The sequence below is a fragment of the Undibacterium sp. Ji22W genome (genome assembly GCF_049340305.1).
Taxonomy (GTDB): domain Bacteria; phylum Pseudomonadota; class Gammaproteobacteria; order Burkholderiales; family Burkholderiaceae_D; genus Undibacterium.
The window spans coordinates 62910-83168 of the sequence record NZ_JBMPOU010000003.1; the positions used below are offsets into that span (position 1 = coordinate 62910).

Sequence of the window (20259 nt, forward strand, 5' to 3'; positions counted from 1 at the left end):
TGGGAAAAGTTGAATGAATACCTCGATACAGGAAGCAAAAGTTTGTTACGCCAGCGCGCTGGCAGGGCTAGCGAAGTTGCCGCCCGAACACTGGCCAGAAGCCTTGGGGGACATGTACCATGCCGACGTTGCCTGGCACGGTCCACATCCCATCAACTCTCACCAGGGTGCGGCCGCGGTGCTCGCTAATTTCTGGCGGCCGTTCCTGGCCGCGCTGCCCGACCTTGAGCGGCGCGACGATATCCTGCTTACCGGTGAGTTCAAAAACGGCGATTGGGTGGGGGCGACTGGGTATTACACGGGCACCTTCACTGCTGACTGGCTCGGCATTCCGGCCACCGGTAAGGTGCTTAACGTTCGCTTCGGGGAATTCAGCAGGATCGAGGATGGTAAGGTGCGCGAAGTGTACCTGATCCTCGATATCCTCGACGTGCTGCGCCAGGCTGGCCGCTGGCCGGCGCTGCTGCCGCGCAGTCCTGGTCCGGATGACCGGGTGCCGGGGCCAAGTAGCATGGATGGCGTGATGTTGGGTACGCCTTCGCCAGATGAGGGGCTGCGTAGCCTGAAGCTGGTCGAGGCCATGATTAAGGGTCTGATGGAGTACGATGGCAAGAGCTTGGAGAGCATGGCGCAGGAACGCTTCTGGCACCCGAGCATGATGTGGTACGGTCCATCCGGCATTGGCACCAGCCGCGGCCTGAAGGGCTTCCAAGATGTCCACCAGCGCACGTTTCTCACGGCTTTCCCTGACCGGATCGGCGGCGACCACAAGGCGCGCATCGGCGAAGGCGCCTATGTCGGTTCGACCGGCTGGCCGTCGGTGCGGGCGACCCACTGTGGCCCTTGGCTGGGGGCTCCCGCCACGCAGCAACGGATCAGTATGCGGGTAATGGATTTCTGGCGTCGCGAGGACGACTTGTTGCGCGAGAACTGGGTGTTCATCGACCAACTCGATTTGCTGTTGCAGATGGGCTGCGACGTGATGGACATGGTGCGATGAATAGCGCGGTGGCGGTGCGCGCGGAAGATCTTAGCGCGTCAAGGCGCTGGCTCATTTTCGCCGCCATCATGTCGGTGTACGTGTTCTATGCGTTTTGCTGGAATACCGAAAATTTCTTGCGCCCTTACATGGCGCAGTCGCTGGGGCTGAGCAAGGAACAGGTCGCCTCGTTCTACAGCCTGCAGGCGTTGGGGGCGTTGTTTGGCGCGATCATCGTGCCCAACTTCGCCGACCGCTACAGTCGCCGCAATACTTTTGCGTTGATCGCGGCCGGCTTCGGCATCGCGTCGATTTTTTCGCTTGGTGTGCACAGCTATCCGACTGCGCTAGCTCAACGCTTCGTCATGGGTTTTTTCATGGGAGGTGTGTTCGGATGCGCGGTCAGCTTGTATATCGGCCTGTTTGCGGCTACCTCGCGCGGCCTGATCGGCGGTATCGTCCAACTGGTCTATAACGGCGGCGACGCCGTTCTGTCTTGGTTCGGCCGCCATTATGCCGACCAGTGGCAGTCAGTGATGGTAGTTGGCGGCTGCGGTGCGCTCGCCGCCTCGCTTGCCGTATTTCTGCTGGTGCCCGCGGATCGCTCCTTGCGCTCTTGGGGCGGAGAGGATGCGCAAAACCTGAAAGCACCGCGTTTCGCGATCGTCGAGTTGTTCACCAACGGCTACTGGAAACTAACACTGCGCTTGGTGTTGTTGTGTGGGCTGAATTTTTTCGCCTTTCAAGCCTTTAACGGGTGGATCACCACATTTCTAAAGGAAGATCACGGCTTTTCGACCGACCTGGTGGGCAAGACCATGACGGCGATGCACCTTGGATCGATGCTTGGCGCGCTCATATGGGGCCTGCTGGGCGACCGTTTTGGACGCCGTTTCAACGCCCTCGGTTTCCTCCTTGCTGCCATTTTCATTGTCGTCTACTTAAACGCGCAGCCTAGCCCGATCATGTACGCCGGGGTGGGATTTGCATACGGCTTTAGCTTCGTCTCGATCTGCGTCTGGGGACCGTATTTTGCCGAGTTATATCCTGCGCATCTGCGCGCCACCGCAGCCTCGATCTTCAACTGGGGGCGAGTTATGTCGCTGTTCGGTGCGCTGCTGGCCGGGTCGATCGCGCAGAATCTCGGCCTGAAAACAATTATGTATATCGGCGCAGCTACATTCTTGGCCGGCGCGATGCTTTGGTGGAGCCTGCCAGAGACCTTAACGCGTGCAGAGGCTACTAGGAGCAAAGATGCTGATGCGTCAAAAAATTCTGGGTAGCCGGGGCATGCACCGGGTATGAATCGCGTATGAATCGTGCATCGGCGCCGTAAGAAGTTCACCATGAAAACCAGCGGCGTGCATGATAATTAATGCCAATTGCTTGATAAATTTTGTTGGAAAAATTTCAGCTGACAATGCCGTGCTTGGCACGAAGTTGCTAGAAAGCGAGATCCCCGACTAAAGCAATCGGGGAATGACAATGAAGTCTACGCTACTGTAGTGGAAAAATTGATGAGTAATGCACCCCAACGTTCGAATGCTGCACTGGCAATTTTACTTGCAGCGCTGGCGATGTTGGGGCCGTTCTCGATTGACACTTATTTACCAGCGTTTCCAGCGATACGATCAAGTTTGTCTGCCAGCGCAATCGAAGTCCAGCAAACGCTCACTGCTTACATGCTGTCGTTTGCTGCGATGACCCTATGGCATGGTGCGTTGTCTGATGCCTTTGGCCGCCGCAACGTTATCTTAGTCGCTCTTGCCGTGTTTGCCGTTGCTAGTTTTGGTTGTGCCTCGGCGCATAGTATTCATTATTTATGGGGGTTCCGAATTTTGCAAGGCGTCTCTGCTGGCGCCGGTTTGGTTATTGGTCGGGCAATTATTCGTGACCTTTATGAGGGCGCACCAGCTGAGCGCTTGTTGTCCTTGGTAACCATGATATTTTCAATCGCGCCAGCGATCGCCCCTATCCTTGGTGGCTGGGTCGTGACGTATTTTAATTGGCGCAGTATTTTCCTCCTTCTATTTATCTATTCTCTGATTTTATTATGGGCATGTTATAAGCGTTTGCCGGAGTCATTACCTGTCGAGCGGCGTCAGCCATTTAGTGCTGAATTTTTATGGAAGAGCTATCGAAGTGTTTTTAAATCACCCTTGTTTTATTTAAAGACAGGCACGGTTGCGTGTAATTTTGCCGGACTATTTTTATATGTTTCGGCTGCGCCTGCATTTATTACGCAACACCTCAAATTAGGACTCGATCAATTTGGCTGGCAATTTATTCCCTCAGTTGGTGGTATATTTTTAGGTGCATTGGCCGCAAATCGTCTGGCAGGAAAAATATCTGTCTGGAAGCAAGTGAACATTGGTTTTGTATTTCTTGGTGGCGCAGTATTGAGCAATGTCGTATTCCATTTATTTTTTGCAGCTAGGTTACCTTGGTCGGTCGTTCCTTTATTCTTCTACTGTTTTGGTATGTCAATGGTTGCGCCAGGAGCGACCTTGCTGGTGCTTGATCTGTTTCCGACTATTCGCGGCATCGTCGCCTCATGTCAGTCGGCATTGGTGACCTTGCTAGGAGCTTTAGTTGCAGGTGTCATTGCGCCCGCCTTGGATCATTCGGCGCTGGCTCTAGCGCTCGGCCAATTAGCTATTGCCTCGATCGGAATATCGTTGTGGTATATCGGCCGTGCGTACAGGCGCTCAACACAGACGTAAAAACAAAACGATTGTGAAACCGAAGGCTGAAATTTGATTTCTTTTCTCGTACAAAAAAATTTTCAGTGGTTCTGATGTCGCAAATGATATGGTTGAATAATCGATTTTGTGCGGTTATCAAGTTATTATTTTTTGCTAGTTACATGGCTGATTTACTGTGCAGAAAAGGTGGCAGATTTTGATGCAAATTCGTGGCACGTTTCGTGGCGATTTACCAGCTTACTTCATACAAATAGTTAATCGGATGAACTTGAAGGTGAAGCGCGACCGTAAAATACGGCCAACACCACACCATTATAGGATACGTGTTTTTCGATCTACCATTTCATGAATGGCGGAGCCGACAAAGGATGGCGAGCAAACCATCCGCCCGCTGCTTTCATTAGCATCTTGTGGAACCCGGCGTTGGGAAATTCTTGCTTTAAGCGCTTCATGAATGGAGATGGCACTCCTCCTAAAATCAATCCAAGTGAGAAGTCCGCAAGGTCGGCTCGTCTAAAGACTTCCAGCAAGGGAAACTTGTCTGCGATCGGCCCACGAATGGTTCGAATCTTGTGGTGGAGGTCAATGAGTAAACTGATCTCTTGTTCCCATTGTGTTAATTCATGAATCTTGAGGTACTGCACGGCTTCCCGTATGGAAGGCGGTAGATAGTCGACGGTGTGATCAGACCAGATTCCGATGTCGTGATGACAGGCTGCAATGATAAGTTTTTGTCGATCTTCATCGCTGCACGGTGCCAAAGCGAAGCAGCAATGCAGCATCCGATAAACGTGATTTTTGTAGCCTTGGTAGTCGGCACCAATTCTCTCCTGCCATGGTGTAAGAATTTGTTCGACAAGGGGAAGGGTTGGGTAGATGGTCAAATCGTTGCTCATAGAGATGCTCACTATTAATGTTGGTGCGTGCATTATTCTAGAAAAGGCATAGTATAGAAAGTGGCTTAAATTAACTATTTCAGTAATAATAGGCCATTATGAAAAATCACGAACCAACTCCGCTTTCCGTCGTCCTCATCGCCTTTGATCGAATCAGCCCATTCCATCTGGCCGTCCCTTGCGTGGTGTTTGGAGAAGCGCATCCCGGCTGTCCCAAGCTTAAATTCAAAGTGTGTGCTGCTGAGCCGGGCACATTGCGAACATCGACTGGATTTAGTATAACCATAGACTACGGCCTTGCGGCACTTCGGCGTGCGGACATCGTCATCGTACCTAGTTGGCGTGACCCGGCAGAGAAACCGCCAGCTCAGTTACTGAAGGCATTAAATGCGGCACATTCCGGAGGTGCAAAAATAGTTGGACTATGTCTCGGTGCCTACGTGCTTGCAGAGGCAGGCTTACTCGATGGACTGTCTGCGACGACGCACTGGGCTTATGCAACGGATTTTTCCAAGCGTTATCCTCAAATTAATCTCGATGCCAATGTGCTCTATGTTGAGGAAAATGGCATCGTGACTTCAGCTGGGACGGCCGCTGGAATTGACTGCTGCCTTTATTTGTTGCGCCAACAATATGGATCCGAAGTAGCCAATAGCGTTGCTCGTCGACTAGTGGTGCCGCCATATCGTCAAGGTGGCCAAGCACAGTACATCGAACAGCCTATTCCAGAATCACAGGCACATTCGCGTATCTCGGATTTGTTTGATTGGGTACGAGAAAACCTGCATGCGCCTCACACCGTCGATTCGGTGGCTGAACATGTCAATATGAGTCGAAGAACCTTTACGCGCCAGTTCAAGCTATTGGCTGGGACGAACTTTCTGTCTTGGCTGCAAGTTCAACGTTTGACCTACGTCCAGCGTCTATTGGAGTCGACGGATGCTTCAATTGAGGCGGTGGCAGAAAAGGCCGGCTATGGATCGCCAGAATCACTTCGATTGCACTTCAGGCGGCAATTTGGTCTCTCACCAACGGAATGGAGAAGGCAGTTTCGAGGCGAATAGCAGGCAACTTAAGCAGCCATTAAAATGGCTGCTTAAGCGATGTTTGCGTTATAAAAAATATCGACTTCAAAACATTCTGTTCGAGTTTGCTGATTTTTCAGGGATTGGCTGACCAACATCCCAATGCTCGACAATCTTTCCGCCCTGCACATGGAAGATGTCTACATAGGCTTGGCCACGCTCATTGAGGTCGGCTGGATTGTCTAAACAGTGGCTATGAATCACCACGAGATCTTTTTCTGCGATGGCACGTTTGATGACGTATTTCAAGGTGCCATTCTCGACGAACTTGGCGAAACCATTGATAAAGTTGTCGCGCCCATCTTTTCCTTCAGGGTTATGCTGTATATAAGTGGTTGGTGATATGAATTTCAATGCAGCCTTTGTCGGCATTCGCTGGGCAAAAGCCATATCGTAAAAATCGACAACGATCTTTTTGTTTGTGGCCGTGTCCGATGGGGCAGCATATGCCGATGACGCGATAGAGATTGTTAGCAAAGTTAAAAAGAAAAATTTCAGAGTAGTCGAAAAAGGTAAATGTAGCGCTGAAAGCGCGTTTAAGATGGCTGGTCTGGATTGGCAAGTGCCTGTTTCCACTTGGTGTGACGACGGCACAAGAATCTTGCATCGAGCATCGCAGACCAGCCGACAGTACCAGTATCAACATAATCTGTTTAGCAATAGCGGTACACCAAGAGGCGTGGCGAATACTATCATTGTCAACCACGCAAGGTAAACTTGGGGGGATCTATGCGACGAAACCGAAAGTCGGGGTCATCGCAGTGATGGATATAGCCAAAGGCGAGGTTCTTATACTGCGATGTTTGTTTGATCTGAAATCGAAGATGAAATGAACGGCAATGCTTACTACCTGATACTGAGGATTGTCTCAATAGCCCAATTGTGAAGAGGATTTTCCGCTACCCTCCGGTGCCATGCCGCCACTACACCGAAGGATTGTGGGTTTGCATCAAATTTGAGTGTTCTAAAATTTCCAAGGCGAGCCATCGTAGAAGGAATAAAGGCGATTACGTCATTTACAGACAGGAAGCTCTGTAAGAATGTGTAGCACGGCAATGTGGCAATGACGTTCCTCGTCACACCTTGCTGATTTAGAAAATGATCGACCGTATCGCTAAAATAAAAAGCACTATTGTTCATAGCGACATGAGGAAATTTTGACAGGTCACTGAGATTTTGTACTGCATCGGGTATTCTTGATTTTGCGTTGACGATGCACGAGTAGTAGTCCTCCTTGATCAATGTCTGGTTAAGCCTGTCATCAATAAAATCTTTGAAGCCAATTAAAATGTCGGCCTCCCCCGATGCCAGCATTTCTTCGTGGGTTCTTTGATCAAAGTCCAGGATTTTGAATTTTATATTTGGTGCAGATCTTACGGCGGCTTGCACAATGAGTGGTACATAAGAAAGCTGTGCGTATTCATTCGCTATGATGGTGAATGTCTTTTTGATGGATGCCAGGTCAAATGGAAGAGTTTCATAGACATTGTCGAACTCGTGTATGACACGCTCAAACCTTGAGCAAAGTTCGTAGGCAAAGTCGGTAGGTTTTAGGCCGTTGCTTTGACGCAAAAATAGCTCGTTTTTGAATTCTTCTCTTAATTTCTTCAAATACCCACTGACGGCTTGCTGTGTCAAACCGGTCTCGGACGCGACCTTGGAGACGTTTTTTTCTTTGACGAGTTTGACGAAAACTCTCATGTGCCTGATTTCTATCTTGTCCATCATAAATATTTGTATCTCTTACAGGTAATCTCTGTTTGTCATTGTATCACCCGCCTCCTAGAATCTCCTCTCTTTCAATCATTCGAGATAAATTTATGAAAACTGTCGTCGTAATCGGAGCACTTGGCATGATGGGACAAGCAGCACTTAGTGGGTTAACGAGGCACAAGGTAGTCACAGCGAGTCGATCGGGTACCGGTCGTGAAGATCTACGCTTTCTTTCGTTCCAAAGAGTTTGCGCACGGCCTCATTAATTAGCTGCCACTCCTGCGCAAGATAAGTCACGCAGGAGTGAATCTCAATCTATCTTTGAATCAATCTCGTTTAAAACATCAGAAGCAGCTCTAAATGCCTCGGCTACGGCAGGCACCCCGCAATAGATGGTGCCGTGTAATAGAATTTCCTGTAGCTCTTCTTTAGTGACGCCATTATTGAGCGCACCCCGAACGTGCCCTTTTAACTCATGCGTTTTACCTAACGCCGTAAGCATCGCGACAGTCACGATACTTCGAGTTTTTAGATCTAAACCATTGCGCTGCCAAACTGTACCCCAAGCTTCTCGAGTGATGAAATCTTGGAGGGGTTGGGTGAATTCTGTTGTGTTACTTAAGGCTTTATTTACAAACTCTTCACCCATTACTTTGGTACGTGTTTGCAATCCGTCTTTATACTGTTTGTCATTGGACATGGTTTTTCCTAGAAGATCTATTTCCGGCTGAATACAAAGTAAAATGATATTTAAGTTACAGAGATTAACAGCGATATTGTGAATTTGTAGTGACTGATAAATGCTAATTGAAATCTATTCCGCAACTAACGGAGAATGGACGAAAGATGTATTGACCTTGTTTTTTCCGACAATATGATAGAGCAAAGAGCATCAATCGCGGGGTTTTAGCGATTAATTTTTATTCACGACTTTAACCAAAGAAAAGATAAAAATAGTAGGTGAAATCGGATATTTGTTCACGACTTTATTTTCAATCTTTTCTAATTCCGTGCTTCCGAAAGCTGCGCAAAATTTAGCGCTTAGTTTACGACTTCATTAAGCGAGAATAACATTTGGAGTTGAAGATTCAAGCGGCGCAAATGGTTTCCTCTGTTATACCTGTTTTTAAGCAGGTATGTCCCTTCATCGAAATACAGGCAAAGTGTCTTCGAAGCTATGGCTATGTATTCATGCCAAAGACCCATTTCAAACCGAGAGAGGGCCTATACGTAGCACTCGGTCTACTGTTTGAAGGTAAGGAGCCGATCTCATACCTCATTCCATCTATAGTCTGGCTACAACCGAACAGCGTATTTGTAGAACGCAACTACGACGCACCCGGATTGAAGAGCAAACCGGAGTGGGGAATTAACCTGTCACAAAGGAACCTCCCTGAAATTGAGAAGTTCGCTATTGACAAAATGCTGGTCAGCATATGTTCGAAAGACTGACTCCTAAGTATTCGCTCAACCGGACACTACACAGCGGGACGGTTAGCTCAAACGTTATACAAAATAGGAAAATATGGCTTTCCCATTAGACGAACTATTTATCGAAAGAGCTGAAGAAGAACTTGGTGTTAAGTTTCCAGAATCATTTCGAAAGAAAATGATGAAACTGAATGGTGGTGGTGTCGAGGTATCGACAGATCACTATGAATTGCACCCGTTCTATGACACTTCGGATAAAAAAAGAATTAAAAGAACTTGCAACAGCATTGTGCATGAGACGAGGACAGCACGCGAATACTATAGGCTGCCCACCAATTTGATTGTCATTGGAAATAATGGTGGCGGTGATGTATTGGTGTATAAAATTGAGGACAGTGGGAACATTGATTCGACGGTATATTGGTTCGATCATGAAACCGAGGAATTGGTATTTGCAGCCAATGATTTTAGCGAACTAAAGCACAACGTATAAGAGTACGTTCGATCAAAGTTGCGAATGAAAAATTCGTTCTATTTGGAAGCTGTGTTCGTGTTCCGCTCATTTCAACGCCGGGAGGAGGCATGAGTCAAAGTAGCAATCATCGAGCGAAACTTTTGGTAGATCTACCTGTCGATCGCTACCGCTTGCTTTCTCGAAAAGGCAGAGTGCCACTCGCTGGAGATGAAGTGGTCTTGGATCAGGGTTTTACTTCTCCTGAAGGGTTACCGATGGTGTTAGCGTATTTCCCTTCGATTGGTAAAGCTAGTGATTACCGAGCAGAAGTTTATGAATCAGAGCTTGGTCCGGATCTCGTGCAATGGGCTCTGAGGAGTGGGTTCAGTAGATGAAAGTAGCGGATAAGTATCCGTATGAGCTAAGTTTGGTTTTACTCTGTTCCGCCGCTAGCAGCCGATCTCACTAGGAATGCTGTCATTGTGATTTGCAAAATACGCAAATTGCGCTAAGTTGATTTTGTACTCATCAAGCAAACTGATACACGTCAGCATGGATCCGAGTGAGTGAAATTTGAATTTTAGATTGTTAACGAAATGGAGTAACGACGTATGAGGCCAACTTTCCTGACAACTCTCGCGATCCGATTCTATCCATTTCGCTGGGCATTGCTCGCAGCCGCATTGACTGGTATAGCTGCTGTTTGGGTAGCAATCTTCATGTTTGTTATGCCTGGAAAATTGCCACTTCATACTCTTACGGGTGTCTCCATGCCGCCTGTCTTCATTACGTGGGCTGCACTCTGCTGTGCATTTTGGTTTCACCCAACGCATGGGCTTCTTCGATCTGATGCAAAGTTGATTGAGAAATTGCCTGCGCCTGTGGTGTCGTGCGTGCGTTGGTATGCCGCGATTTTCCTCTGCTTTTTTGTAGTCGTAAGTGTGCTTTTTCCTGTCTGGATGCTGACTTCTTTTTGAGCTACTTCGCAATTAGTAGCATCAGCGTATTTGGAAGAATGTGGTTCTCACACCAGCGACGAACAAACAAAGTGAAACCCTATGTTGGGCTTCACTTTGTTCAGCCGCAACCTACGTGCGGATTCTTCTAATTCACTGCCCCCTATCCAGCAACTGCAAAGCTGCTTAAATACTTTTCCCAAGCGATACAAATTCTAAGGGTCGATTACCTAGTTCCTTCTGTGAGCTGTCCAATTTACTCAAAACAAAAGCGCTAAAAAAATCACTTTATAAAAATTCCTGTTCAAAAATCGGCTTGTGTGAAATAATTCGTTCATAAAAATGATCAAAGTAGTGATCGAATGAATTTCACAAAAGGAGATAACGCATGCAAACCAAGGAATCGGGTGACAACCAAGTCAAACAGCCCATCTCATTTTTTTGGAGTGCTGCGCCCTTTGCGATCATTATTCTTTTGCTCGGAGTGGGCGCAGGGATCTATCACCTCAACGTATCTGTACTATTACTCCTTAGTGCAGCCATAACAGGCTGCATTGCGCTCGCACACGGTCTCAGCTGGAAAGACATGGAAGCGGGGATCGTCGAGAAATTGGCGACTTCGATGCCGGCTTCTTTGATCTTGACCTCGGTCGGTGCATTGATCGGTGCATGGATGTTTTCGGGGACGATTCCGATGATGATCTACTACGGTATCAAGGTCATACACCCGGACTATATTGTTGTTTCGTCCTTCGTAATCGCGGCCATCGTTTCGACCGTCACAGGGACCTCTTGGGGCTCTGTTGGTACCATAGGCGTCGCCTTAATTGGTATTGCCTTCAATCTCGGTGCGCCGTTGCCGATGACCGCAGGGGCGATTGTTGCTGGTGCTTATTTTGGTGACAAAATGTCGCCGTTATCGGATTCGACCAATTTGGCATCTTTAGTCACTGGGGCGAATCTTTATGAGCACATTCGTCATTTGCTATACACGACCTTGCCTATCTTTTTTCTGTCCATCGTACTTTATAGCGTGATGGGGCGTGTCTCGCAAAGCGCTGTGTACGTGACTCCCGCCAAGGTGCAAGAGAATCTGAATGCACTCGAAAACATCTACCAATTTGGTGCTATGAGTTTCGTTTTGTTGATACCGGCCTTGATCGTGATCGTCGGCTCGATACGAAAAATGCCGACCGTTCCTATCATGTTGTTTTCCGCTGCGGTGGCATTTATGATTGGTTTGTTCGTACAAGGATTTGCATTCAATGATGGCGTCAACGCCTTAGTCAACGGATTTGATATGCGCATGGTGTCAGCAAAAATAGCCCAAGTTGGTTTGACCTTACAAGACATCCCCGCAGACATTAATCGACTCTTGGCACGTGGTGGCATGATGTCGATGATGAATACCATGTTGATCGTGTTCTGCGCTTTCGGTTTTGCGGGTATCGCTTCCAAAGCAGGGATGCTAGAAACCATACTGCGAGCTATCACGAACAAGGTCAGCTTAAATCGCGGACCATTGATACTTTCTACTGTAGTGTCTTGCATCATCATCGCGTTCACGACAGGCGCTTCATACCTCAGCCTGATTATTCCTGCAGAAATGTTTAGCGCCGCGTATCGCAAGGCTGGATTACATGCCGTCAATTTGAGTCGAACCATAGAAGACGCTGGCACCGTTGTTGTACCTATCATTCCTTGGTCGATGGCGGGCATCTACATGTCAACCCAATTAGGCGTATCCGTGATCGAGTACGCACCCTACGCATTCCTTTGCTATGGCTGCTTCATTTTGGCGGTGATCTATGGATTTACGGGCATAGGTATTCGGAAGATAGACGACTAAAAGGATTAGTGAGATTTCACACACTTTTCCAAACGGACATTCATTTATAGAGGTAGACAATGACATACACTTTAGCCATACACGGTGGGGCTGGCGTGATACAAACAGGTGGTGATGAACAACCATATCATCAAGGACTACGACAAGCACTCGAAGTGGGACAAGTGATTTTGAAAGAGGGCGGTACGGCGATTGACGCAGTGGTGGCAGCAGTCGAGACATTGGAAAATCATCCTTTATTCAACGCGGGACATGGTGCGGTTTTTACGGCTGATGAATCTCACGAGCTAGATGCCGGTGCGATGGACGGCAGTGATCTGAGCGCGGGTGCAGTCGCAGGTGCTCGTCACATTAAAAATCCAGTACGTGCCGCACATGCGCTCTTGAAAGACCAGCGTTATGTGTTGTTGTGTGGCGCAGGCGCGGATCAATTCGCGCTTGAAGCGGGTTTGCCACAAGTGAGCAATAACTATTTTTCGACTTTGCATCGTCTGCAACAGCTACAAACCCTACGTGCTAGCGACCCGAGTCAAGTCGCTTTAGATCATTCGGTAGCGACTATAGGGACTAGCAAAGCAGACAACGAAAAGAAGTTTGGCACAGTGGGCGCGGTAGCGCTCGATCAGCACGGGCATTTAGCTGCAGCCACTTCAACAGGGGGCATGACGAATAAACGTCCTGGTCGAATTGGTGACACGCCTTTGATCGGTGCTGGCGTCTATGCTAACGATGCCAGTTGTGCGGTGTCAGCTACCGGAACGGGGGAGCACTTTATCCGTGCTTGCGTCGGGCACGATATTCACGCCCGCATGGTGTATGGAAAACAAAGCTTATCGCAAGCCGCTAACGCTACTGTATTTGAAAATCTGAGCGCACTTGGTGGCGAAGGTGGCTGTATCACAGTGGGTCGCGATGGCAGCATTGCTATGCCATTTAATTCTCGTGGGATGTACCGAGGTTGGGTGACACAGGATGGCGAGATAGAGACGCGAATTTTTTCTGATTAATTCCTCGGCAGAGGTGACACAAGAAAAGGCTGCACATGTTTAGTTCTCATTTTCTAAGCAAATACCTTAACCCGCATTTCGTACGTTCTAGTGCGATTGGTGGTTTTACTCTTTGCGTGTTGTCGCTAAGTGCTTGCAGTACGAATCAAGAATCAAAACAAGCAGCGCCATCGAGTAATCAAAATGTGACGCAGACTAACTATGGCGATGTCAGTAATGTGATCATTGGTGGCGGCATGCGCAGTTGCTCTAGTATGGGCTCTAAAGAGTTTTTGAAAGAAGCGAACAGTCGTTATTGTTTGCAAGGGTGGTCGAGGATACTTCAAGAAGACATGGCCTTTGCAGGTCTAAAGATTAGCGACATCTCGTTTGAATCAGCCATCACGCATCCCGCATTTAGCTATCGTATCGATGCCAGCAGTATAGAAAAAATACGCGCCTTGCCCGATCCATTGATGGCAAAACAGGTCAAAGACAAAGTCATCGCAAAACTGATCCAAATCCGGGATGCAAGACCTGAAACAGTCTTATCTGGTTTGAGCTGGAAAGCCTTGATTGACCTACTAGCGTCACAGGATATATCGCCAGTGATCCAGCTTAAAAATGAACTCTCAACTTTGGCACAATCAGCTCTGCGTCACAGCTTGGTAGAACCTTTAAAATCAAAGACCGAGCAACGCCTTGTCCAAGCGCGTAGCGTTAAATTTTTGAGCGATAGAAGTAGTGCATCGATCTATCAAACCTTCCTCGCAGCGACGCAACGAAAAGCCGATCAGAAACAGCCCGGTAGCAAGCCGAGAATAGGCATCGTCACTGCCTCTGCAGAAAATCCATTCAATGACAGAGATATCAGTTATTACGCATTCAAATCTTTAGGGGCGGACGTCGTCTGGTTGCCAATCGAAGGTGGTTTGCGACAGGCAATCGATCAGCAACTTTGCGACTTTGCACCGATCTTTTATGCTGACTATGCCAACCGTGGCTCTTTGCGTGACTATTCACACATGGATATGCTCTATCCAGATTTAGCCGCACAACAAATCGCGTTTTGTAAAAATAATGCGAGTGTCTTAAATCAAGAGCTAATGAAGCTCGATGGTATTTTTTTCACAGGAGGCAACCAGACTCGTCATTTGGAAAGTTTCGTCACCAGAAAATCGATGGATAGCGCGCAATCAAGCGATGCCGCCTCGGAACAACTTCGACTATTGCAGAAGCAATATGCTGAGGGGCGCTTAGTTGTGGCTGGCAGCAGTGCTGGTGACGCTGTGCAATCAGGGGGGCTATGGCAAGGTCGTACCATCCCTATGATCGGCGGTGGTGATAGCGTGAAAGTGTTACGTCACGGCTATAGACAAATTGATGGGCCAGAGCCGGAGGAAGCCAGTGCTAAGGGCAGCTTTGCCAAAAATGGCGGTCTAGGTTTCTTCCGATTTGGCGTACTTGATTCGCATTTTTCTCAACGTGCTCGTGAGGCAAGACTAGTGCGATTGGTCGCTGATAGCGGTATCGATTATGGTTTTGGTGTTGATGAAAATACGGCGCTGGTCGTACACGCTAGCGCTGCAGATGGATCACATCACATGCGTGTGGTTGGCGCTGGCGGTGTGTTTGTGGTGGATGCGCGGCAGGCAAAATTGCAATCTGAAAAGCTGGCCGCATTCAAGATTGAGAACATCATGATTCATTATCTGAATCAAGGCGATAGTCTCATCATGACCCAAGCTGGCGATTTACAGATTCAACTGGCAAACGATAGCAAAATTAGTAGTCAGATTTCGATGAATAAAGCGATCACCGCAGAGCGCGTACAAAATTCCGGTAGCTTGCGTTTCGTAAAGCTCATTCAAAAAATGGGCGAAGAGGGCGCTCAAAAAGCCATCGGTTTTACAGGTCTTGAACAAAACCAAAAAGCATCTGACCTAACTGATTTTGCGCTGACAGTAAGTCGCGTGCAAGAGACTGAATTGCGAATCAACACCCAGGGAAATCTAAGTTATGCTCGATTGAGGCTGGACATCGCACCAACCTCAATCAATGGTGCAGTGATAGAAAATAATCTTCGATAAGCAATTAAAGTGGCTAAGGGAAGGGCTTGTGAATTACACGAGCCTGGACTTGCTTGCTAGCTTGCATCTAGCCTTGTAAAACGGCACAATATGCCTCTGCGTCGTTCCCTATTTGCACTCTCAAAAGAAAGCATATCGACCATGTCGATTCAAAAAAAAACCAGCAAAGCAAAAGTAAGCAGCCCTTCCAAGGACAATGCAACACATCCATTTGACCGCATTCGCGAAGGTGCACGTGATGCCTCACCAGCACTCACCGTGGTTGCGCAATGGATGTTGCGCCACACAGCACAAGCGGCAACATTAAGCATAGAAGACGTTGCAGAGGCATGTGGTAGTTCCCCAGCCAGTGTTAATCGCATGGCGCGTGCAGCGGGCTATGCTGGTTTTGCGGATCTGAAATCGCAACTCGCCTTGGTCATGCGAGCAACGATAGACCCTATCGAAAAATTGCGCGATGAGAAAGGAAAAAACATTCTAGGCTCAACCGCGCAGTATGTCGAAATGGGCAAAGCAAATTTAGAAAAATTAAATCACGAAAATAGTGCAGCCGACATCGTCGAGGCCGCCAAATTGCTGTCTACGAAAGGACGTATCTACGTCTTAGGTTTTGGTTTGACCAGCCATGTCTGTGGCTGGTTTGCAGATGCATTAACGCCTTTCAGTCATGCTGTGTCGGCCTTAAGCGTGAGTGGTGGCACAGAACAAAGCGCGAGTCGTATGAGCACGATAGGTAAGGGCGATGTGTTGGTTGCGATGAGCTTGCCTCGCTATTCTCGCGATACCGTTCATCTCGCCAAATTTGCTCGTGATCGTGGTGCCGCCGTCATTGCCATCGTTGATTCTCATGCCGCACCTTTAGCCAACGAAGCGGATTTGCGACTATTTGTTTCAGCCGCGCATCCGGTTCTGCCGTCTAGTTATGTCGCTTTGCAATTGCTCTGTGAAGGCCTGGTCGCTGAAGTAATGCGACGTAATCCTGCTGCCGTGTCGATGGCAGCAGAATTGACAGAATCCGTCTCCTTCCAATTGGGCTCCACGATCTAATTGCGTGCTGAAAGATGTATGCCAGCGAGCATACATCGCACCGAACCGCCAGCCAGCTCGATAGTCGGTATCGCGATTGGCAATATCTGTGCGGATTTTTCGATGATAGCTCTTTGTTCGGGAAGTAGGCTGGCCGCTGCTCTCGCTGACATTGCTAATACCCTTGTTGTCTGTTCCGGCGCTTTGGTATTGAGCTCTAATGCATTGCCACCGAATTCATTAATCTGCGCTTCGGTCAACGCAATCACTTCTCTGCCAGTTTGCTGCAAGCGATGCACCATTTCATCGCGACGCAATGCATCCGGAATCATATCCAATGCGACTAAGGCAAACTCGGTGGCGATACACATGATGACATTGGTGTGGTACACAGGGCGGCCATGCATATCGGTGGAGTGAAACGCCATAGGCTCAAAATTAAAGTGCGTGCAAAAACGTTCCAGCGCTACGGGATTAGCACGATTAGAGCGTGCCGTATAAGCGACGCGATCAATATGATCGAGTACCATCGCGCCAGTACCTTCCAAGAATATGCCATCATATTCGAGACCAGAATAATCGATCACATCTTGCACGCGATACTGCGATTTGAGCATGTCAATCACATCGGTACGACGTTCGCGCCGACGATTTGGTGAGTACATAGGGTACAGAGCAATATGGCCACCAGCATGTGTTGAAAACCAGTTGTTCGGAAACACTGAATCTGGCGTTTCGTTTTCACTAAAATCGTCAAATACACGCACCTTCACGCCAGCTGCTTCCAACATGCTTGCAGCCGTAGTGACTTCATCTCTGGCACGGATTGCGATCTCTTGCGCGGATCGAGTTTGATCTACACTTTGAAAACTATTATCTGCCGCAGTTTGTGGATTAGGGCAAAAATGATGGGGACGGATCATGACAACGGCATTGGGTGCCTGTATCGATTTCATGCAAATATCTCTCTATAAAAAAATTAAACATTCTTGCATCGACACTACAACAAAAAAAGAGAACGCAAGCATGCGCTCTCTTTTTTTATCACGCTTCTCAGGTGTGTTGAAGTGTTACTTGAAGGTGTAGGTCATACTGGCATAGACATAACGTCCGGTCGCATCGACGCTTTGATCAAAACCACGGAAGTAGCCGGTTTGATTCGATACGTTTGGTGCCTTGTTAAATAAATTGATGACACCGACATTTAAACGTACTTTATCGAAACCTGTATAGCCGACAAATAAGTCATAGGTACTATACGCAGCCACATCCTTCGCCGCGTAGCCGGGCGTACCGACTGGTTTCACAACTGCTGCACCAGGTGTCGGTGTGATGATATAAGCCAATGCATCTTGGTATTTGGATTGGAATTTATTCGTCACGCCGAGATTCCATTTAGCGATACTCCAATCAAATGACAATTGATGTTTCCAGCGTGGTGTTGGATAGAGATTCGCATAAATGCCGAGGTTGTTCATCATCGGACCATCCTTCACCAATTGCTCTTCTGTTTTAGTCAAGTAGGTTCCACTCAAGCTTGTTCGCAATTGGCCAAACTCGTCCAGATTCAAGCGATGGCTTACGCCCAGATCGAAACCAGCGACGTTACGTTTACCTTGGTTATCCATAGGTAAGAGTATGTTTTCGATCTGACCCGGCATGTTTGGAAATGCAGGGTCAGTCGGAAAACGCGTGGTGTATTTAGTGAGATAAGCAAAGTTGGATGCAATTAAGGTTTCACTCAAAGCAGAAATAACGTCTTCTTTTTTGATGTTCCAATAATCCACAGACACAGTAACACCGTAGCCAGGTGCGACCACGGCACCCAGCGCAAATTGCTTAGACGTTTCCGGTTTAAGGAAAGGATTCCCGCCTAATAAAATAGGGATGGGACCTGGCTTGCAACCTGGACCGACATTGTTCACACAGCGCAGTGGATCGGTATAAAAATTCGAGGTCGAGGCATTGCTCGGTGAAGCACTCACGTCTGCTAATGACGGTGCGCGGAAACCAGTACCCGCGGAGGCGCGGACGACGACTTCTTTTATTGGCTGCCAGCGAATTGACAACTTTGGATTGGTGCTACTGCCAATATTGCCACTGTCATAGGAATCATAACGAACAGCTAAATCCGCTTCAAGAGTCTTGGTGATAGGAACATGCACCTCAGAATACAAGGCTTTCACTTCACGCGAAGTCACCGTGTCTGGCGACGAGGTAATATTATTGAGCAGGCCAGACTTGGCTTCCGCAGACTGCGTGTCAGATAATTTCTCGCGACGTAATTCAAACCCAACGGCGACAGCGACTTGTCCGGCTGGCAGTTGAAATAGTTCCTTAGACGCACTACCGCCAACGCTATCCGAGGTTGCTCGGCCTGTTCGTCCAGCGACTTTTTTTGCCTGTGTGTCTTCCATCAACTTCATCACTTCTGGCGTATTTTCTCCCCACAAATTCACCACGCCCGAAGTAATCAAAGGGCCGAGTTTGCTACCGTAGACGAAACCGTTGTTGTATTGCTCGGTTGTATTCGATACCGAGTGATTCCACGCTAGGCTGTAATCCCAACCAGCGATTTCACCTTCTGAGCCAATTACGAAACGTTCTTGCGATGTATCCTGAACGCGTTCTCGTTGACCAAGAGGTAAGAGACGAACCGAGACAAAAACATTTTTATCCGTGGGTGTTTTGGTGACGACACCCGTTTTTGCATCGACATAAGTTTTTGGGAAAAAAGGACCGTCTTTAGGATAGAACAAAGCAGTCCGCGGACCGTTTGCAGTCAGTCGATACGAGGTAAAAGTGGCAGGAGAGATGCGATAGTATGCCTCGTTCTTAGAATAAGCTGCTTCAGCGAATAATCGATGATTTGGCGTAATCGCGAAAACAGCGCGCGCAAAGGAGTTAAGCTTAGTCGATTCTGGAATCAAATCGGCCGTTGCCTGATAGTCGAATTGGCAGAAACCATCAAACAGCACGCTGTACGGTGGCGTACATTTACCATCGTTTGTCGTGGCGCTACCATAGACCGGACTAGCCGACGTGGTTGGAAAAAGGTTGGCAGGCCAACTTGTGGTGGACGGTCCACTTGTGCCGAGCTCTGGATGTAATGCCGTCTTTGACCACTCTCTTTGTACCGCACGAAGTTGTGCTGTTTTTTGGATTTGGACAGAGCCAAACACGTTAAACCTATCTGTCTCAATATTGCCAAGACCAGCGGAAGCACTCACTTGCTTGCGATTGCCGCCACCTTCTTCATAGCCACCAGCACGAGCTGAAATTTGCGCGCCTTGATAATCTTTACGCGTAATGAAATTGATGACACCACCCACTGCATCAGCACCATAGGTCGCGGACGCACCATCTTTTAAAATTTCCACACGTTCTAATGCTGCCATCGGGATAGAACTCAAATCCACACCTTGACCGCCAAACGCATAGTTCGCCATGCGTCGACCATTCAGTAACACCAAAGTAGACGATACACCTAAGCCTCTCAAGTTTGCACCTGAAAAACCACTGTTCTTTTGGGTATCCGTGTTTTGTGATTTCTCTTCGATGCTGCCGACGTTGGCAGAGATCTGTGCCATCAATTGCTCAGCAGTGGTTGCGCCCGTTTTTTCGATGGCTTCGCGCGTGATGATTTGTACCGGCAAGGAAGTTTCGAGCGCAAGGCGCTTAATTGAGGTTCCAGTCACTTCCACTCTTTGCGTCTTGGTCGCCTCTTCTGGCGGTGTACTTGTTTGTGCAAACGCTGGCAGCGTGCAGCTCATCATTGTTGCCAGGCCTAAAGCTATACGCACTGATTTTGCCATTGGGCGCATAGCCATGCTTTGTAAGTCATTTTGCTTTTTCATTGCTTTCATCTCCTGTTTTATTGAAATCACATCACCCCGCCAAAGCTCTTCAAGCTAAGCGAGTACCTCGTTCTCATATTCCGCTTCAAAATTTTTAGGCAAAAAGATCCCCCGCTGACGGCTAGGTCAGAAATTTTCATCGCAAGTTGTGGGAATCGTTTTTTTTTGCTGCTGAAACCCGCTTGAATCAAATCCGATCCTGATTTTGCGAAATGCTTGTCAGGATTTTTAA

General features: G+C 48.1%; 15 protein-coding genes. 9 read left to right on the top strand and 6 right to left on the bottom strand.

Annotated features, from left to right (window positions below; translation table 11 throughout):
* The first annotated feature begins 13 nt into the window (after positions 1-13).
* The 3 genes from ACO0KW_RS12970 to ACO0KW_RS12980 all read left to right on the top strand — a co-directional run bounded on the left by ACO0KW_RS12970 (position 14) and on the right by ACO0KW_RS12980 (position 3702).
* Entirely contained in the window at positions 14-1000 is a 987-nt protein-coding gene (locus ACO0KW_RS12970; protein WP_423053557.1) for an ester cyclase, read from the top strand.
* A complete protein-coding gene (locus tag ACO0KW_RS12975; protein ID WP_423053558.1) occupies positions 997-2262 on the top strand; it encodes an MFS transporter in 1266 nt (421 codons plus the stop codon). The genes ACO0KW_RS12970 and ACO0KW_RS12975 overlap by 4 nt, the downstream gene beginning before the upstream one ends.
* Positions 2263-2496: 234 nt before the next feature.
* Complete coding sequence (locus tag ACO0KW_RS12980) at positions 2497-3702, top strand: multidrug effflux MFS transporter (RefSeq protein ID WP_423053559.1); 1206 nt, start codon at positions 2497-2499, stop codon at positions 3700-3702.
* Positions 3703-4019: 317 nt separating this feature from the next.
* Here the strand turns inward: ACO0KW_RS12980 and ACO0KW_RS12985 are convergent, their stop codons facing one another.
* Positions 4020-4580: a hypothetical protein gene (locus ACO0KW_RS12985; RefSeq protein WP_423053560.1), complete on the bottom strand. Its 561-nt coding sequence runs from the start codon at positions 4578-4580 to the stop codon at positions 4020-4022.
* 98 nt (positions 4581-4678) lie between these two features.
* Here ACO0KW_RS12985 and ACO0KW_RS12990 point away from each other — a divergent pair, with 98 nt between their 5' ends.
* Entirely contained in the window at positions 4679-5644 is a 966-nt protein-coding gene (locus tag ACO0KW_RS12990; RefSeq protein WP_423053562.1) for a helix-turn-helix domain-containing protein, read from the top strand.
* 66 nt (positions 5645-5710) lie between these two features.
* On the opposite strand, the gene ACO0KW_RS12995 is transcribed toward ACO0KW_RS12990, so the two are convergent.
* The 3 genes from ACO0KW_RS12995 to pcaC form a co-directional block, all read right to left on the bottom strand.
* Positions 5711-6241, bottom strand: coding sequence for a nuclear transport factor 2 family protein (locus tag ACO0KW_RS12995; protein ID WP_423053564.1), 531 nt, complete (start codon positions 6239-6241; stop codon positions 5711-5713).
* A 270-nt stretch (positions 6242-6511) separates the two neighbouring features.
* Positions 6512-7393 (bottom strand): LysR family transcriptional regulator, encoded by an 882-nt coding sequence (locus tag ACO0KW_RS13000; RefSeq protein ID WP_423053566.1) that lies wholly within the window; start codon positions 7391-7393, stop codon positions 6512-6514.
* Positions 7394-7688: 295 nt separating this feature from the next.
* A complete protein-coding gene (gene pcaC, locus ACO0KW_RS13005; RefSeq protein ID WP_423053568.1) occupies positions 7689-8078 on the bottom strand; it encodes a 4-carboxymuconolactone decarboxylase in 390 nt (129 codons plus the stop codon).
* An 825-nt stretch (positions 8079-8903) separates the two neighbouring features.
* Between pcaC and ACO0KW_RS13010 the strand changes: the two genes are divergently transcribed.
* The 5 genes from ACO0KW_RS13010 to ACO0KW_RS13030 all read left to right on the top strand — a co-directional run bounded on the left by ACO0KW_RS13010 (position 8904) and on the right by ACO0KW_RS13030 (position 16191).
* Positions 8904-9302 (top strand): SMI1/KNR4 family protein, encoded by a 399-nt coding sequence (locus tag ACO0KW_RS13010; RefSeq protein WP_423053570.1) that lies wholly within the window; start codon positions 8904-8906, stop codon positions 9300-9302.
* Between the two features lie 1305 nt (positions 9303-10607).
* On the top strand, positions 10608-12068 hold the full coding sequence (nhaC, locus tag ACO0KW_RS13015; RefSeq protein WP_423053571.1) for a Na+/H+ antiporter NhaC: 1461 nt from the start codon (positions 10608-10610) through the stop codon (positions 12066-12068).
* A 59-nt stretch (positions 12069-12127) separates the two neighbouring features.
* Positions 12128-13075 carry an isoaspartyl peptidase/L-asparaginase family protein gene (locus ACO0KW_RS13020; protein WP_423053572.1) on the top strand — a complete coding sequence of 316 codons (948 nt, stop codon included), beginning with the start codon at positions 12128-12130 and terminating at the stop codon, positions 13073-13075.
* A 35-nt stretch (positions 13076-13110) separates the two neighbouring features.
* Positions 13111-15144 (top strand): hypothetical protein, encoded by a 2034-nt coding sequence (locus tag ACO0KW_RS13025; protein ID WP_423053573.1) that lies wholly within the window; start codon positions 13111-13113, stop codon positions 15142-15144.
* Between the two features lie 141 nt (positions 15145-15285).
* Positions 15286-16191 (top strand): MurR/RpiR family transcriptional regulator, encoded by a 906-nt coding sequence (locus tag ACO0KW_RS13030; RefSeq protein ID WP_423053574.1) that lies wholly within the window; start codon positions 15286-15288, stop codon positions 16189-16191.
* Here the strand turns inward: ACO0KW_RS13030 and ctlX are convergent.
* The gene (ctlX, locus tag ACO0KW_RS13035) at positions 16188-17132 is read right to left on the bottom strand and encodes a citrulline utilization hydrolase CtlX (RefSeq protein WP_423054665.1); all 945 of its coding nucleotides are present in this window, start codon (positions 17130-17132) and stop codon (positions 16188-16190) included. The genes ACO0KW_RS13030 and ctlX overlap by 4 nt on opposite strands.
* 108 nt (positions 17133-17240) lie before the next feature.
* A complete protein-coding gene (locus ACO0KW_RS13040; RefSeq protein WP_423053576.1) occupies positions 17241-20027 on the bottom strand; it encodes a TonB-dependent receptor in 2787 nt (928 codons plus the stop codon).
* Positions 20028-20259 lie beyond the last annotated feature (232 nt).

Bases quoted from the DNA above. Each gene is read 5' to 3' on its own strand.
- ACO0KW_RS12970 (WP_423053557.1), top strand. From the start codon at position 14: ATGAATACCTCGATACAGGAAGCAAAAGTTTGTTACGCCAGCGCGCTG.
- ACO0KW_RS12975 (WP_423053558.1), top strand. From the start codon at position 997: ATGAATAGCGCGGTGGCGGTGCGCGCGGAAGATCTTAGCGCGTCAAGG.
- ACO0KW_RS12980 (WP_423053559.1), top strand. From the start codon at position 2,497: ATGAGTAATGCACCCCAACGTTCGAATGCTGCACTGGCAATTTTACTT.
- ACO0KW_RS12985 (WP_423053560.1), bottom strand. From the start codon at position 4,580: ATGAGCAACGATTTGACCATCTACCCAACCCTTCCCCTTGTCGAACAA.
- ACO0KW_RS12990 (WP_423053562.1), top strand. From the start codon at position 4,679: ATGAAAAATCACGAACCAACTCCGCTTTCCGTCGTCCTCATCGCCTTT.
- ACO0KW_RS13000 (WP_423053566.1), bottom strand. From the start codon at position 7,393: ATGATGGACAAGATAGAAATCAGGCACATGAGAGTTTTCGTCAAACTC.
- pcaC (WP_423053568.1), bottom strand. From the start codon at position 8,078: ATGTCCAATGACAAACAGTATAAAGACGGATTGCAAACACGTACCAAA.
- ACO0KW_RS13010 (WP_423053570.1), top strand. From the start codon at position 8,904: ATGGCTTTCCCATTAGACGAACTATTTATCGAAAGAGCTGAAGAAGAA.
- nhaC (WP_423053571.1), top strand. From the start codon at position 10,608: ATGCAAACCAAGGAATCGGGTGACAACCAAGTCAAACAGCCCATCTCA.
- ACO0KW_RS13020 (WP_423053572.1), top strand. From the start codon at position 12,128: ATGACATACACTTTAGCCATACACGGTGGGGCTGGCGTGATACAAACA.
- ACO0KW_RS13025 (WP_423053573.1), top strand. From the start codon at position 13,111: ATGTTTAGTTCTCATTTTCTAAGCAAATACCTTAACCCGCATTTCGTA.
- ACO0KW_RS13030 (WP_423053574.1), top strand. From the start codon at position 15,286: ATGTCGATTCAAAAAAAAACCAGCAAAGCAAAAGTAAGCAGCCCTTCC.
- ACO0KW_RS13040 (WP_423053576.1), bottom strand. From the start codon at position 20,027: ATGAAAAAGCAAAATGACTTACAAAGCATGGCTATGCGCCCAATGGCA.